This is a genomic window from Arthrobacter sp. JUb119 (assembly GCF_024807995.1).
GTDB lineage: Bacteria > Actinomycetota > Actinomycetes > Actinomycetales > Micrococcaceae > Glutamicibacter.
The window spans coordinates 345,609-359,453 of sequence record NZ_JANUFE010000004.1 but is presented as its reverse complement, the minus strand read 5'-3'; the positions used below and the strand labels follow the sequence as shown (position 1 = coordinate 359,453).

Annotated in this window: 14 protein-coding genes; 4 read left to right on the top strand and 10 right to left on the bottom strand. The window is 61.5% G+C overall.

All coding sequences use genetic code 11. From position 1 onward, the window contains the following. Positions 1-406: 406 nt before the first annotated feature. The 4 genes from rlmB to M2368_RS13150 form a co-directional block, all read right to left on the bottom strand. A complete protein-coding gene (rlmB, locus tag M2368_RS13165; protein ID WP_105658780.1) occupies positions 407-1,354 on the bottom strand; it encodes a 23S rRNA (guanosine(2251)-2'-O)-methyltransferase RlmB in 948 nt (315 codons plus the stop codon). 50 nt (positions 1,355-1,404) lie between these two features. Then, positions 1,405-2,856, bottom strand: coding sequence for a cysteine--tRNA ligase (cysS, locus tag M2368_RS13160; protein ID WP_332499016.1), 1,452 nt, complete (start codon positions 2,854-2,856; stop codon positions 1,405-1,407). 87 nt (positions 2,857-2,943) lie between these two features. Beyond that, the gene (ispD, locus tag M2368_RS13155) at positions 2,944-4,170 is read right to left on the bottom strand and encodes a 2-C-methyl-D-erythritol 4-phosphate cytidylyltransferase (RefSeq protein ID WP_286134371.1); all 1,227 of its coding nucleotides are present in this window, start codon (positions 4,168-4,170) and stop codon (positions 2,944-2,946) included. Positions 4,171-4,289: 119 nt separating this feature from the next. Next, entirely contained in the window at positions 4,290-4,775 is a 486-nt protein-coding gene (locus M2368_RS13150) for a CarD family transcriptional regulator (protein ID WP_038993823.1), read from the bottom strand. A gap of 353 nt (positions 4,776-5,128) precedes the next feature. Here M2368_RS13150 and M2368_RS13145 point away from each other — a divergent pair, with 353 nt between their 5' ends. Further along, positions 5,129-5,668, top strand: a complete 540-nt coding sequence (locus tag M2368_RS13145; RefSeq protein WP_332488239.1) for a hypothetical protein — start codon at positions 5,129-5,131, stop codon at positions 5,666-5,668. Between the two features lie 83 nt (positions 5,669-5,751). Here M2368_RS13145 and M2368_RS13140 read toward each other — a convergent pair whose 3' ends face one another. After that, positions 5,752-6,432 (bottom strand): response regulator, encoded by a 681-nt coding sequence (locus M2368_RS13140; RefSeq protein ID WP_105658784.1) that lies wholly within the window; start codon positions 6,430-6,432, stop codon positions 5,752-5,754. Beyond that, positions 6,429-7,643: a sensor histidine kinase gene (locus M2368_RS13135; RefSeq protein WP_388024205.1), complete on the bottom strand. Its 1,215-nt coding sequence runs from the start codon at positions 7,641-7,643 to the stop codon at positions 6,429-6,431. Before M2368_RS13135 ends, M2368_RS13140 begins: the two co-directional genes overlap by 4 nt. A 227-nt stretch (positions 7,644-7,870) precedes the next feature. Between M2368_RS13135 and phoU the strand changes: the two genes are divergently transcribed. Beyond that, positions 7,871-8,524, top strand: coding sequence for a phosphate signaling complex protein PhoU (gene phoU, locus M2368_RS13130; protein WP_332727721.1), 654 nt, complete (start codon positions 7,871-7,873; stop codon positions 8,522-8,524). A gap of 425 nt (positions 8,525-8,949) precedes the next feature. Here the strand turns inward: phoU and M2368_RS13125 are convergent, their stop codons facing one another. The 4 genes from M2368_RS13125 to M2368_RS13110 form a co-directional block, all read right to left on the bottom strand. Continuing rightward, positions 8,950-9,252, bottom strand: a complete 303-nt coding sequence (locus M2368_RS13125) for a DUF4193 domain-containing protein (RefSeq protein WP_038993831.1) — start codon at positions 9,250-9,252, stop codon at positions 8,950-8,952. Between the two features lie 198 nt (positions 9,253-9,450). Beyond that, positions 9,451-10,197 (bottom strand): phosphoglyceromutase, encoded by a 747-nt coding sequence (locus M2368_RS13120; protein ID WP_105658786.1) that lies wholly within the window; start codon positions 10,195-10,197, stop codon positions 9,451-9,453. Between the two features lie 128 nt (positions 10,198-10,325). Beyond that, positions 10,326-10,643, bottom strand: a complete 318-nt coding sequence (locus M2368_RS13115) for a DUF2516 family protein (protein ID WP_105658787.1) — start codon at positions 10,641-10,643, stop codon at positions 10,326-10,328. A gap of 70 nt (positions 10,644-10,713) precedes the next feature. Beyond that, complete coding sequence (locus tag M2368_RS13110) at positions 10,714-11,871, bottom strand: trans-sulfuration enzyme family protein (RefSeq protein WP_133835064.1); 1,158 nt, start codon at positions 11,869-11,871, stop codon at positions 10,714-10,716. 147 nt (positions 11,872-12,018) lie between these two features. Between M2368_RS13110 and tmk the strand changes: the two genes are divergently transcribed. Next, entirely contained in the window at positions 12,019-12,672 is a 654-nt protein-coding gene (tmk, locus tag M2368_RS13105; RefSeq protein ID WP_133835065.1) for a dTMP kinase, read from the top strand. Beyond that, on the top strand, positions 12,669-13,823 hold the full coding sequence (locus M2368_RS13100; RefSeq protein WP_332727723.1) for a DNA polymerase III subunit delta': 1,155 nt from the start codon (positions 12,669-12,671) through the stop codon (positions 13,821-13,823). The genes tmk and M2368_RS13100 overlap by 4 nt, the downstream gene beginning before the upstream one ends. The last annotated feature ends 22 nt before the right edge of the window (positions 13,824-13,845 follow it).

Sequence of the window (13,845 nt, the reverse complement as noted above, 5' to 3'; positions counted from 1 at the left end):
TTGGCACACTATTGAGTTCTCAAACAACAAACACTCTCGACACCACAACCACCAATCCTTCGATGACTGCTTCGCTCCGGAGCAACTTTACAAGCCTACCACCAAGTTGACCGTTGTCAACTCGACGTTTCAGTCTTGTTCACCCCGCCGTTTCCGTTTCACCCTCTCAGGCTGTCCGGATCAGCGGCGCGAGATAAAACTCTACACGGGTTCAGCCACGACGCAAAATCGGCCAGTTTCCATGCTTTCCTGCGCAGAATCCCCGGAATCATGCGGATTCCCTGCGGTCCAAGGTGAATATCGGCTAAAAACAACGGAAAATTGTTGTTATGAAGCAGGTCACCCCAATGAAAAGGGGCCATAACTTGCCTTGGCAAAGTTATGGCCCCTTCACGGTGCTTGGAGACTACTTGGACTGTCCAGCGCGCAAACGCGATACCTCGTAGAGCGAGATGCCAACAGCCATCGAAGCATTCAGCGATTCCATTGCCGAGTCGATTGGAATCGAAACGATGGCGTCGCAGTTTTCGCGGACCAGCCGGGACAGGCCCTTGCCTTCGGAACCAACCACGATGCACAGCGGGCCGGTAGCCAATTCGAAGTTCGGAAGCTCCATGTCGCCACCGGCGTCGAGGCCGATCACGAAAATGCCAGCAGCCTTGATTTCTTTCAGTGCGCTGGTCAGGTTGCTGCACTTGGCTACTGGTACGCGTACAGCTGCACCGGCGCTGGTCTTCCATGCCGAAGCGGTCATGCCGACGCTGCGGCGCTCTGGAATGATCACGCCGTCTGCGCCGAAGGCCGAGGCCGAACGGACAATCGCACCCAGGTTACGCGGGTCGGTGATGCCATCCAGTGCCAGGAACAGCGGCTGGGTCCGGGTGTATCCCTTGTCGAAGTCCTTGATGGCCTTGGTAGCCAGCTGGACTGCATCCTTGTATTCGTATGGCGGGATCTGCAGGGCCATGCCCTGGTGGATCGCGTCATCGGTCATGCGGTCGAGCTCGGGCTTGGATGCTTCCATCAGCGGGATGCCCAGCTCGGCAGCCAGCTTCAGGGATTCGCGGACGCGGTCATCGACGTCGATGCGGATGGCAACGTGCAGCGCCTTGGCAGGGATGCCGGCGCGCAGCGCCTCAACGACGGAGTTGCGGCCGGTGACGAACTCGGCGTTGACCTTGATGCGGTCGGTTCGACGGCCGGTGCTGCGCTTGGCGGCCGAGCGCTCAGAGAGCTGCTTGGCACGGTAAGCCTTGTGGTACGGGCGGTCCTCCGCTTTGGGGGTCGGGCCCTTGCCCTCGAGGGAACGACGTCCCTTGCCACCACTACCCTTGGTTGGGCCCTTTTTGTTCATTGGTTCATGTCCTTTAGTTTTGAGTTCGTTGGTGCCGCGCGTGTTCGCGACTAGTTGTCCAGAGTCCAGCGAGCGCCATCGGCCGAGTCCGCCACGGTAATGCCAGCGGATGCCAGCGCATCGCGGATGGCGTCGGAGCGTGCCCAGTCCTTGGCAGCGCGTGCTTCGGCGCGTTCAGCCAACTGGGCCTGGATCAGCTGATCCAGGGCTGCGTGCTCTGCAGAAGATTTCGAGCTTTCATTGCTGCCGGCATCATCCAGGCCCAATACCTGGGTCATGGCCAAGACCTGGCCCAAGGCCTTGGCAGTGGCAGCGTCGTCACGGCTATCCAAGGATGCATTGCCCAGCCGCACGGTTTCATGCAGCGCGGCCAGCGCCATTGGAACGTTCAGGTCATCATCCATCGCGGTGCCGAAAGCTTCCGGAACCCCGGTGGCCACGATCGACTCGGCGACGGCACCCAGGCGGTAGCGCGCGTTGGAGATGAAGGTGTCGATGCGTTCGACCGCTGCCCCCGCTTCGGTCAGCGAGTCCGGGCGGTAGTCGAGCATCGAACGGTACTGCGCCTGGCCCAGGAAGTAGCGCACCACGCGGGCGTCGGCCAGCGCGAGCATTTCTTCCGGGGAAATGGTGTTCCCAATGGACTTGGACATCTTCTCACCCTCATAGGTGACCATGCCGTTGTGCATCCAGAAGTTTGCAAAGCCGTGGCCAGCCGCGTTGGACTGGGCCATTTCGTTCTCGTGGTGCGGGAAGCGCAGATCCAGTCCGCCGCCATGGATGTCGAATTCGCTGCCCAGGTACTTGCCAGCCATCGCCGAGCATTCCAGGTGCCAGCCTGGGCGGCCGCGTCCCCAGGGGCTTGGCCAGGAAGCCGTCAGCGGATCGGTGCCCTTGTAGCCCTTCCACAGCGCGAAGTCGCGTGGATCCTTCTTGCCGCGCGGATCCGAATCCGGCGCGTCCTGCATATCGTCGATCTTCTGGCGGGTCAGTGCGCCGTACTGCTCATAGGAGCGCACGTCGAAATAGACATCTCCGGAGCTGTCGGCCGCCGGGTAGGCATGGCCGCGTTCGATCAGCTGTGCAATCAGCTCATGCATTTCGGTGATGTGGCCGGTCGCGCGGGGCTCGTAAGTCGGGCGTTGGACACCCAGAGCCTCGTAGGCCCGTGCGAATTCCTGCTCGAAACGGTACGCCAGGGCGAACCATTCTTCGCGCGGCTTGTAATGGGCATCCGCCTCGAAGTCCTCGGCGAAGGATTTCGCCGACTTCTCCAGGATCTTGTCATCGATGTCGGTCACGTTGCGGACGGTGGTGACGGCAAAGCCGCGGTATTCGAGCCAGCGCACCAACAGGTCGAAGACAATGGCGCTGCGGACGTGGCCCACGTGCGGCATGCCCTGCACGGTGGCGCCACAGTAGTACAGCTTGACTTCGCCTTCCGCCAATGGCTGGAAGTCGCGTACGGATGCTGTTTTGGTGTCATAGAATCGCAGGCTCACGCCTTTAAGGTTATCCGATGGATGCACCCTTTGTACTTCACTTGTGACACTCTCGATGATCGAAGCCCCGCGGTTGCGCCAAGGGGCCTAGCCCGATACCGGGTAGACCAGTGCGGTGGCATAGGCTGTCACGCCCTTGCCTTCCCCCTCGTAGCCCAGCCCGTCGCTGGTGGTCGCAATGACGCTGACTGGGGCGCCGATAGCCTCGCTCAGCACTTTGCTGGCTTCTTCGCGGCGCGCGGCAAAGCGCGGGCGGCGGCCAACGAACTGCACCGCGACATTGCCGATTTCGAATCCCGCCTCCCGCACCAGGCGGGCGGCTTCTGCAATCAGGCTCACACCGCTGGCCCCGGCGAATTCCGGTCGGTCCACCCCGAAGTGCGTGCCCAGATCGCCAATGCCCGCCGCGGAGAACAGCGCATCGCAGGCCGCGTGCGCTACCGCGTCGCCATCGGAGTGGCCCGAAAGCCCGGTGTCTTCCGGGAAGTGCAGTCCTGCCAGCCACATTTCGCGAGTCGGGTCTTCGCTGACCGCGTGAACATCGATGCCGTTGCCGACTCGTGGCAGGATCATGGTTTCTTCCTTTGCGCTTGGGGTGGCCGCGGGCTGGTTCGCCGCGAGCTTGCCTGCCGCGTCGAGATCTCCGGGATAGGTGACCTTCATGGCTTGCTGCGATCCCGGCACCACATGGACTTCGGCTCCGAAAGCCCGCACGATCGACGCGTCGTCGGTAACCTTCTCCAGTTCTGCCTCGGTGCAGCCATCCAGTTGGGCGTGGGCATCGCGCAACAGCTGCGCGTCAAAGCCCTGCGGGGTTTGCACCGCGCGCAGGATGGAACGTGCCGGGGTTTCCTTGATGATTTCGTGCTCGCCGGCGGCATCGAGCTCCACCACGCAGATGGTGTCGGTGACGTTCAGCGCCGGGATGACGGCGTTGCACTGCTCGTCGGCCAGAGCGCCAAGCACTTGTTCATGCAGCTTCGCCGGGGCAAAAGCACGGGCGGCGTCATGGACCAGAATGTTGGTGGCGGCGGAACTGGCTACAGCCAAGCCGGCACGGACCGACGCGGCGCGGCTGGCGCCACCGGGCACGGTGCGCACCTTGTCCCCGTACTGCGCCATGGCCGCGGCCAGGCGTTCGTCCTGCGGCGGGGTAACCACGATGATTTCGGTGATCTGCGGAATTCCCAGCGCCCGGTCCACGGCATGTTCAGCCAAGGATTTTCCGGCCACCTGGACCATCGCCTTGGGAAGGCCAGCGCCGAGGCGGGTTCCCATTCCAGCAGCCACGAGGATCAGGCTTGAGTTATGCACTTCGCTTTGCTTCACAGCGCCCAGCTTATCGTGCCGCGCGGTTCGGCCTTGGCCGCTTTAACGCCAAAAGCCGTGAAACGCTTGGGAGCGTTTCACGGCGATGCGTTACCGGAACGGGGCTAGGCCGAAGCCAGAACCTCGTCCAAGAGGCCTTCTGCCTTGGCCTCGTCCAGATCCTTGGCCAAGGCCAATTCACTGATCAATACCTGGCGAGCTTTTGCCAGCATGCGCTTTTCGCCTGCCGACAGACCACGGTCATTTTCTCGGCGCCACAAGTCGCGGACTACTTCTGCAACCTTGATGACATCGCCGGAAGCGAGCTTCTCGACATTTGCCTTGTAGCGGCGCGACCAGTTGGTCGGCTCTTCGGTAAATTCAGCACGAAGGACATCGAACACATGGTCCAAGCCTTCCTGACCTACCACGTCACGTACGCCAACAAGATCAACGTTCTCAGCAGGAACCTCGATGGTCAGGTCGCCCTGAGCCACCTTGAGCTTGAGATACATTTTCTCTTCGCCCTTGATCTTGCGCATCTTGATCTCTTCGATCATCGCGGCACCGTGGTGCGGGTAGACAACAGTCTCGCCAACCTCAAAAACCATGTGGATAAACCCCTTTCCCACGCCCTAGTCTACCATGTTTGCTATTCCGGATCCTGCGACTGTGCCCCATATAACCGCGAATTCACGCGGAAATGCCTCTTCCACTTGCAAGAGAAACATGCTATGAAGAAGGTAGGGCAGTCGACTGCGCACCAACCCCCTTCCCCGCATCGGTTGTCTACAACTTGTCGAAATGCGTGTGTTGCACGTCGCTAAATCGCGTCTTTGCGTGAAAAACAGCTAGGCTTAGAGGTAATCGTGGTCCAATTTTCGATTGCCCCGGCCCTAGGTGCATTCGATTAAGCAGACCACGAACCGAAGCAACTCATTTTTCTCACCGAGGAGTTAGTGTCGTGATCACCGCACGCATGACCGCTGGACGTCGCATTGCCGCGTCCCTCGCTGTGGCTGCCCTGGCATTCGGTGTCACCAGCTGTGGCGCCATCAACGAGCAGGCCACCAACACCGACTACGCCGCCAGCGATGGCGTCAACGTCGATGTCGCAGACGCAAAGGTCCGCAACCTGATGTTCGTCACCAACAGCGACGACACTGAAGCCCGCCTGATCGGCTCCGTAGTCAACGCCGGCGATTCCGCGCTGACCCTGTCGGTCAAGGCTGACAACGCAGCACCTGTCTCCATCCAGGTTCCTGCAGACGGCACCATCAAGCTTGAAGAAGACAAGAACCAGCAGATCATCAAGAACATGGGCATTGCAGCTGGCGAACACGCCGACTCGGTCTTCACCGTTGCCGGTGAGAACGTGGAATTCAGCGTTCCAGTTGTCGATGGCACCCTGGCTGAATACCGCGACTTCGTACCAGGCGGTGCTGATCAGTCGGTTACCGAGCACCTGACTCCAGAAGAGACCCACTCCACTTCGGGCCACTAAGCTTCGCGCAAGACAAAACAAGAGCCTCGGGCAGAATCGAAAGATTCTGCCCGAGGCTCTTGGCGTATCGTGGCTCTTTGGCTTTAGACCACGAACTTGTAGCCCAGCCCGCGCACGGTCACCAGGCGTTCGGGGACCGCTGGGTCGACCTCGATCTTGGAGCGCAGGCGCTTGACGTGCACATCCAAAGTCTTGGTGTCCCCCACGTAGTCGCTGCCCCAGACGCGGTCAATCAGCTGGCCTCGGGTGAGCACTCGACCGGCGTTGCGCAACAGCATTTCCAGCAGCTCGAATTCCTTCAGCGGCATGGATACCTCGGTGTTGTCGACCGAGACCACGTGGCGTTCCACGTCCATTCGCACCGGACCGGCGGTGACCACATTGCTGATCAGTTCTTCGCCTTCGCCCTGGCGGCGCAGCACAGCACGGATGCGGGCCAGCAATTCGCGGGAGGAGTACGGCTTGGTGACGTAGTCGTCGGCGCCGAGCTCCAGGCCGACGACCTTATCGATCTCCGAGTCCTTTGCGGTGAGCATGATGACCGGGACCTGGCTGTTCAGGCGGATCTGGCGGATCACCTCGGTTCCGGGCTGGCCCGGGAGCATCAGATCCAGCAGCACCAGGTCTGCGCCATGGCGTTCGAACTCGGTCACGGCCTTCAGGCCGTCGTCGGCGATCCGGACTTCGAAACCTTCGCGTTCCAGCAGGTAGGACAGCGGGTCAGAGAGCGATTCCTCGTCCTCAACGATCAATATGCGGGTCATCGGCGTCCTCCTTCACGATCGGACGCATTCGTCTCGATCGTTCGTTCCTTCATCGTCTGGCCGGCAAGCACATTGCTGGTCGCCGGTTCTTCGTCCGCTAGGGGAAGTCTTAGGGTAAATGTGGATCCGTGGCCCGGCTGCGACCACAGCGACACTTCGCCGCCGTGGTTGGCCAGCACGTGCTTGACGATGCTCAGCCCCAGGCCCGTGCCCCCGGTCTGCCTCGAACGTGCGGAGTCCACGCGGTAGAAGCGCTCGAAAACGCGTTCCTGCTCTTCGGCCGAAATCCCGGGTCCCTGGTCGGTGACCGAGATCTGCGCATAGCCATCACGCTGCCGGATGCCCACGCCTACCGTGGTGTTCTCCGGGGAGTAGCGGATGGCATTATCGATCAGGTTGCGGATCGCAGTCATCAGCAGGTCCGCATCGCCCAGGATCGGCTCCTCGAGATGTCCGCCTACGGTGATGGCGATGCCCTTTTCCTCGGCAATCAGGTGGCTGCGGTCAACTGCCTCGGCCACGACGCTGTCGATATTCACTTCCTGGCCCTGCACGATGGCATCGGATGCCTGCAGGCGGGAGAGCTCGATAATGTCCTGGACCAGGGCGGCCAGGCGCCGCGATTCCTTGTCCATCCGGGTGGAGAAGCGGCGTACCGCCTTGGGGTCATCGGCAGCCTCGGTAATGGCCTCGGCCAGCAGGCCGATCGCGCCGACCGGAGTCTTCAGCTCGTGGGAAACGTTGGCCACGAAGTCGTTGCGCATCGCTTCGGTACGGGTGATTTCGGTACGGTCGTCGGCCAGCAGGAGAATGTACTCGTCGCCCAGCGGTGCCACGCGCACATGGACAATCAGCTGCCCAGCACCCAGCGTGGAGCGTTGCAGCTCGTACTGGCTTTCGGCAATCACGCCGTCGGCGCGAACCTGCCGCACCAGCGAGAGCAGTTCGTTGTGGACGAGCGTGTGCCCTCGCACCAGTCCGTAGGCATAGGAAGCGGGGTTGGCCCGGACCACCCCGTCGACGTCATCAAGGATCACGAAGGCGCGTCCAATGACCGACAGGACGGCGGCGGCTCCCTCGGGGAGCACGGGTTCGTCGACCTGTGGCAGCTTCGAGGAGCGGTTCTGGGAAAGCCGGAAGGCGATGACGCCAACGATCCCCAGAGCCAGGCCGAGGACGCCGGCTATAAGAGTCGAGATCACTTCGTTCACATCTTTAGACTAGCTTCACCTTTGGGTGGCACCGGCCCTAAATGACGTGATTTAGTCGATTTCGGCGCGCTGTTCACCAAACGTTCACCTTTCGTGGCATATTCGTTAATCACCCGCTGACAAGCTGGAGCAAGACCCTCCACCATGCCACAAAACTGTTTCGGGGCGGTTGGCTGCCACGGCAGTCCACCATCCGGCATGGATACCGACACTCGAAAGGAACTGCTGTGCGTAAGGTATTTCAAGCAGACCTGCAGCAAATTGGCGAAGAACTCATTGAGATGGCCAACCAGGTCGCAACCGCAATGGATCGAGCTTGGGATTCGCTAGCCAACGTCGACGTCGACCTGGCCCAGGAAGTCATCGCAGCGGACGCGAAGATCGACTTCCTGCAGAACCAGCTCGATGAGCGCGCTATCGATACCTTGGCTTTGCAGGGACCGGTAGCCAGCGATCTGCGCATGATCGTCGGTTCGCTGCGCATGAGTGCTTCGCTGGAGCGCATGGGCGACTTGGCACGCCACTTGGCGCAGCTGGCCCGCCTGCGCTTCCCCAACCCGGCAATCCCAGCCAGGATTTCCGACACCTTTGCCCAGATGGCAAAGATCGATATTGACATCGCCAAGGCCGTTGCGCGTTTGCTCGACACCCGCGATCTGCAGATCGCTACCGAAATTATCGAGCTGAACCACCAGCTGGATCGCTTGCACTCCAGCGTCTTCACCCAGGTCGCGGCCGACGACTGGGATGCCAATGCACCCACCACCGTGGACGTATCGCTGACCAGCCGCTACCTTGAGCGCTTCGGCGATCATGGTGTGTCCGTAGCTCGCAAGGTCACCTATCTGGTGACCGGCGAATGGGACCCCACCGAGATCTAGGTCCGCGGACCTAAGATATAAGGCTGCGCCTTGGCGCCTGCCATCCGGTACCACCGGATGGCAGGCGCCATTTTTGCTCTCCAGCTCATTCAGCACTGAAACTGGGTGTCCGGGGTCCGGGAAGCCTTCGCATCGCGGCGCGAACTGGGTACCGTGCCGTGGCCCGCGACCCCGTTGGCATGGCAGTGCTGCGCCTCGTCCGGCCATGCAGCTCCACGCGCTCCCGGTGAGCGCACATCCAGCCATTGCCCCGGCAGGATGCCAGCGGACGCACGACGCAGCGCTGGGCACCCCAGGGACCGCCGTTGGAGTCCGGTCCCATCCGGGGAATCCAGCCCGTTAAACCAGCAGAGGGCAGTCCACCGATCGGTGGACTGCCCTCGCAGGTTGTTGGCGCGCAAGTGGCGCCAGCGTCTAGCGGGCTTCTAGCCTTCGCACTCGACGCAGAAGCCTACATTGCCCTCTTCGCGCACCAGCTGCGAACGGTGGCGAATCAAGAAGCACGAGCCGCAAATGAACTCGTCGTCTTTCTGCGGAATGACCGTAACGGTCAATTCCTCGTTGGATAGATCCGCACCTGGCAGATCCATGCCATCGGTGTGGTCGGTCTCGTCGAGCTCGCGCACCACCGACTTGGCGTCCGGTGCGTTTGCGGACTTCACCGCATCCAGAGAAGCCTTACGTGCCTCAGCAACGTCTGGGCGGACTTCATCGTAATCAGTTGCCACGAATTGCATTCCTAACGTGAGCCATTGAGCCTATTCGAAATAGGAGATTACAGCATACTAATGCCAAAAATACAATCGTGCGCAGTTGTTTCGCTCACAGCCGGATGCTTGGCGTTACCTCGGCGTTAACAAGCGGACGGCGGCATCGCGAACTACTGGCGAGTAGCCAGCAGCCCCGATGCCGCCGAAAAGCGTGTCCTACTTGCGGCCTTGGTTGGCAACGGCCTTGATGGCGTCCGCAGCGGCTGCTGGATCCAGGTAGGTTCCGCCCTTGGTGATTGGCTGGAAGTTGTCATCCAGCTCATAGACCAGCGGGATGCCGGTTGGGATGTTCAGGCCAGCAATGTCTTCATCGCTGATGCCATCCAGGTGCTTGACCAGCGCACGCAGCGAGTTGCCGTGGGCGGTGACCATGACGGTCTTGCCTGCCGACAGGTCGGCCTTGATGTTGTTCTCCCAGTAGGGAAGCATGCGATCCAGCACGTCCTTGAGGCACTCGGTGCGTGGGGCGGAGTCGCCCAATGCCGCATAGCGCTCGTCGTTGATCTGGCTGAACTCCGAGGAATCATCCAGTGCTGGTGGCGGGGTGTCGTAGCTGCGACGCCATTCCATGAACTGCTCTTCGCCGAACTCAGCCAAGGTCTGCGCCTTGTCCTTGCCCTGCAGCGCACCGTAGTGGCGCTCGTTCAGGCGCCAGTCGCGGTTCACCGGGATCCACGAACGGCCAGCGGCTTCCAGGGCCAGGTTCGCGGTAACAATGGCGCGGGTCAGCAAGGAGGTGTGAAGCACCTCCGGCTTGTAGCCAGCTTCGGTCAGCAGCTGGCCGCCGCGGGCAGCTTCAGCACGGCCCTTCTCGGTCAGCGATACGTCGTACCAACCGGTGAACAGGTTCTTTTCGTTCCATTCGCTCTGTCCGTGGCGAAGCAAAATCAAAGTGTGGCTCATGTAATCCATCCTAACCAATGCGCAAGCCTGCTCGTGCGAAAGTTAAGGCCCGTGATTAAAGTGCGAAGACCTGCAGTCCGCCAAGATGCGGATGCAGGTCTTCGGGAAAACTTGGTGCCTTGGCACGCCTAGTAGTTGTACCAGCCGCCGCCTTTGCCGCTGACGGCAGGCTTGACGTCCGCGAGGTACACGCAGGCGATGCAGGCGCCGATCAGCTGCAGGAAGCCGATTCCGCCCTGGCTGAAGATGCCGAGCAGTGCCACGGCGGTGCTGGCGACGGTCAGTCCAAGCCAGAACCCCTTGGTGCGCTTGCCTTCCTGGGCGAAACGATCTGCGCCATGACGCAGGCAATCAACCAAAGCCCAGACGGCGAGCGCAACGATGACAATGCTCAAAGCGATCATCATGTAGTACTCGATTATTTGGGCCATGCGCAACATGTTCATGCTTGTACTCTACCTTTTTGGCGCAAATGATGGGCGCTGTGCCACGCGCGGAAATCAGCGCCCGCGGGCATCAAAGCCGGTCCAGCGCTTGCTGCAGATCGGCCCAGAGGTCTTCCACCTCTTCAATGCCTACTGATAGTCGGATCAGGCTGGCCGGGACGCTGGCCGGCTCCGAAGCGTGGCGGGCCCGGCGCTCGGCCAGGGACTCCACGCCTCCAAGCGAGGTGGCGCCGGTGATGAGCTTGAAGGCTTCCAGTACCCGGTCCGCTTCTTCGGCGGCGCTTCCCGCTTCAAAGGCGATCACCGACCCGAACCCGCCCATGAGTTCCGCAGCGCGTGCGTGGCCCGGGTCGTTGGGCAGTCCCGGGTAGCGTACGGCCTGCACCTTGGGATGTGCCGCGAGGCGTTCTGCCAGCACCTGGCTGTTTGACTGCGAACGCTGAAGGCGCACGGCCATGGTGCGCACCCCGCGTAATGCGAGGAAGGTATCCATCGGGCCGGCGATCGCGCCGTGCAAGGTCCGGTACCCGTGCAGGCGGCTGTGGAGCTGCTCGTCGCTGGTGACCAGCGCGCCCATGATCACGTCCGAGTGGCCCGACAGGTACTTGGTCACCGAGTGCACTACAAGGTCGGCACCGTGGACCAGCGGCTGCTGGAGCAGTGGGGTGGCAAAGGTGTTATCCACGATGCTCACGACGTTCTTCGCTTTGGCGGCAGCCAGCAGGGTCGGCAGGTCGGCGACTTCCAGCATCGGGTTGGTTGGCGATTCCACCCAGAGCACATCGGCCCCCTCCAAGGCAGCGAGCACTTCTTCGGTGTTGGCAATATCCACCGGGCGAATGCGCAGCCGTCCCGCCTCTTGCAGCTCTGCGCTCAACGCCAGCGAACCGTTATAGGAATGCTGCGGCATCACCAGCACGCCGGCCTCTGGCACGATGCTCAGTGCGGCGGCAATAGCTGCCATGCCCGAGGAGAACACCAGGGCAGGCAGCGTTGCCGCTTCGAGCTGGCCCAGTACTTCTTCAAACGGATCCCAGGTCGGATTGGAGAAGCGCGCATATACGCGTTCACCCGGCACCGCCTGGCCTTTGGAGTGGTAGGTCGAGGTGAAGGTCACCGGGTGGTTGACTGGAGCATCGTAGCCATGGGCCGGACGCCCACCGGCAACGAGCAAAGTTTTCGGATCCCAGGCCGGATTGGCGCCTGATTCTGCGGTGCGGGGGTTCATGGAAAAAACTCTACGCTTCCTTTGACGCTGCCAGCCGGTGGATTTCACTACATTTCATCTGACTGATCCACCACACTGGGTGCATTTTCGTTGCACATCCTGCCGTTGCAGCGCACATCTTTAAATGTCCTTGGATAGGCTAGTGGGGTGAGTATCGAATCGAGTACCCCAACCCGTGGCTTGTTCATCGTTTTTGAAGGCGGTGACGGCGCTGGGAAGTCCACGCAGGTCGCCCTGGCCCAGCAGTGGCTGGAGTCCCGTGGCGCCAAGGTCACCACTACCCGTGAGCCAGGCGGAACCCAGATCAGCGAAGAGCTGCGTTCCTTGGTGCTCGAACACGGCCACGGCGAGATCGATGCCCGTACCGAGGCCCTGATTTACTCGGCGGCGCGTGCCGCCCATGTCCAGCAGGTCATCTCCCCCGCGCTGGAAGCCGGCACCCACATCATCTGCGACCGATTCGTTGATTCCTCGCTGGCTTACCAGGGCATGGGCCGCGCCCTCGGCTTTGATGCCGTCGCATCGATCAACGACTTCGCAACCGGCGGACTGAAGCCGGATGCCACCATCATTCTTGATATCTCCGCCGCGCAGGGACGTGCCCGGCGCATTGCGGCCAGCGGCGGCGTGGAGGATTCGGATCGCTTGGAATCCGAGCCGGATGATTTCCATGAACGCATCCGCAACGCCTTCCTCGACTTGGCGGCCCGTGATCCGCAGCGCTATCTGGTCCTGGATGCCACCGCCAGCGTGGAGCAGCTGCACCAGTCGGTTGCGCAGCATTTGGCAGGCTTGCTGTGACCCGGCCAGTCTTCGCAGAACTTGCCGGGCAGGAACGTGTCATTGCCACGTTGACCGCTGAGGTTGATCGCGGCAACCCGACCCATGCCTGGCTGGTCACCGGTCCCCCGGGTTCGGGCCGTACCACCGCGGCGCGGGCTTTCGCGGCGGCTTTGCAGTGCACCCAGGCCCCGGCCGGCTGCGGGCAGTGCGCCAACTGCAAAATGGTCATGAATTCGGAGCACCCGGATGTGTCTTTCGTATCCACCGACAAATTCGAGTACCAGATTGCTGACGTCCGCCATCTGATTACCCGTGCACAGGAAAGTGCTGGCACCGGCCGCTGGCGCATCATCATCATCGAAGATGCCGACCGCATGTCCGAGCGCAGCACCAACGTGCTGCTCAAGGCCATTGAAGAACCGCCCGCCAAGATGATCTGGATCCTGAGCGCCCCGTCTCCTGCAGATGTTCTGGTGACCATTCGTTCACGGTGCCGCGCGGTAAATCTCTCCGTGCCGTCCACCCAGGATGTTGCGGATCTTCTGGTGCGCCGTGACGGGCTGGAACCGGAACAGGCGCTGTTCGCTGCCCGTGTCTCGCAGTCCCACATTGGCGTAGCCCGTTTGCTGGCCCGTGACGAGCAAGCACGCATCCAGCGTGAAAAAGTCGTTACCCTGCCGTTGCGCACCACCACCTTGCCGCAGGCGATGGCCGCTGCCGCAGAAATTTCCAAACTGGCCAGCGAGCGTGCCGAGAACATTACCGGCACCGATCTGCAGAACAAGATTGCCCAGCTGCGCCACGCCAACGGCTTGGGTCCAGAGGAGAACATCCCCGCTGGATTGCGTGGACAGTTCAAGGCGCTGGAGGATGATGCCAAGCGATTCGCTCGGCGTGCGGCTTTCGATGCCTTGGACCGTACCCTGACAGACCTGACCACATTCTTCCGCGATGTTTTGAGCATCCAGCTGAAAACCGGAATTGAGCTGATCAACGAGCACCTGCGCGAGAAGCTCGAACGTTTCGCAGCGGAACAGTCCAGCGAGAAGTCCTTGGCTCAGCTTGATGCCATCAATGAAACGCGCAGCCGCTTGGCTGCCAACGTCAACCAGCTCATGGCCCTGGAAGCACTCATGACCCGTTTGCTGCCGCAGCCGGGACGCCGTTAACCCATCACAAGGAGACACTAAA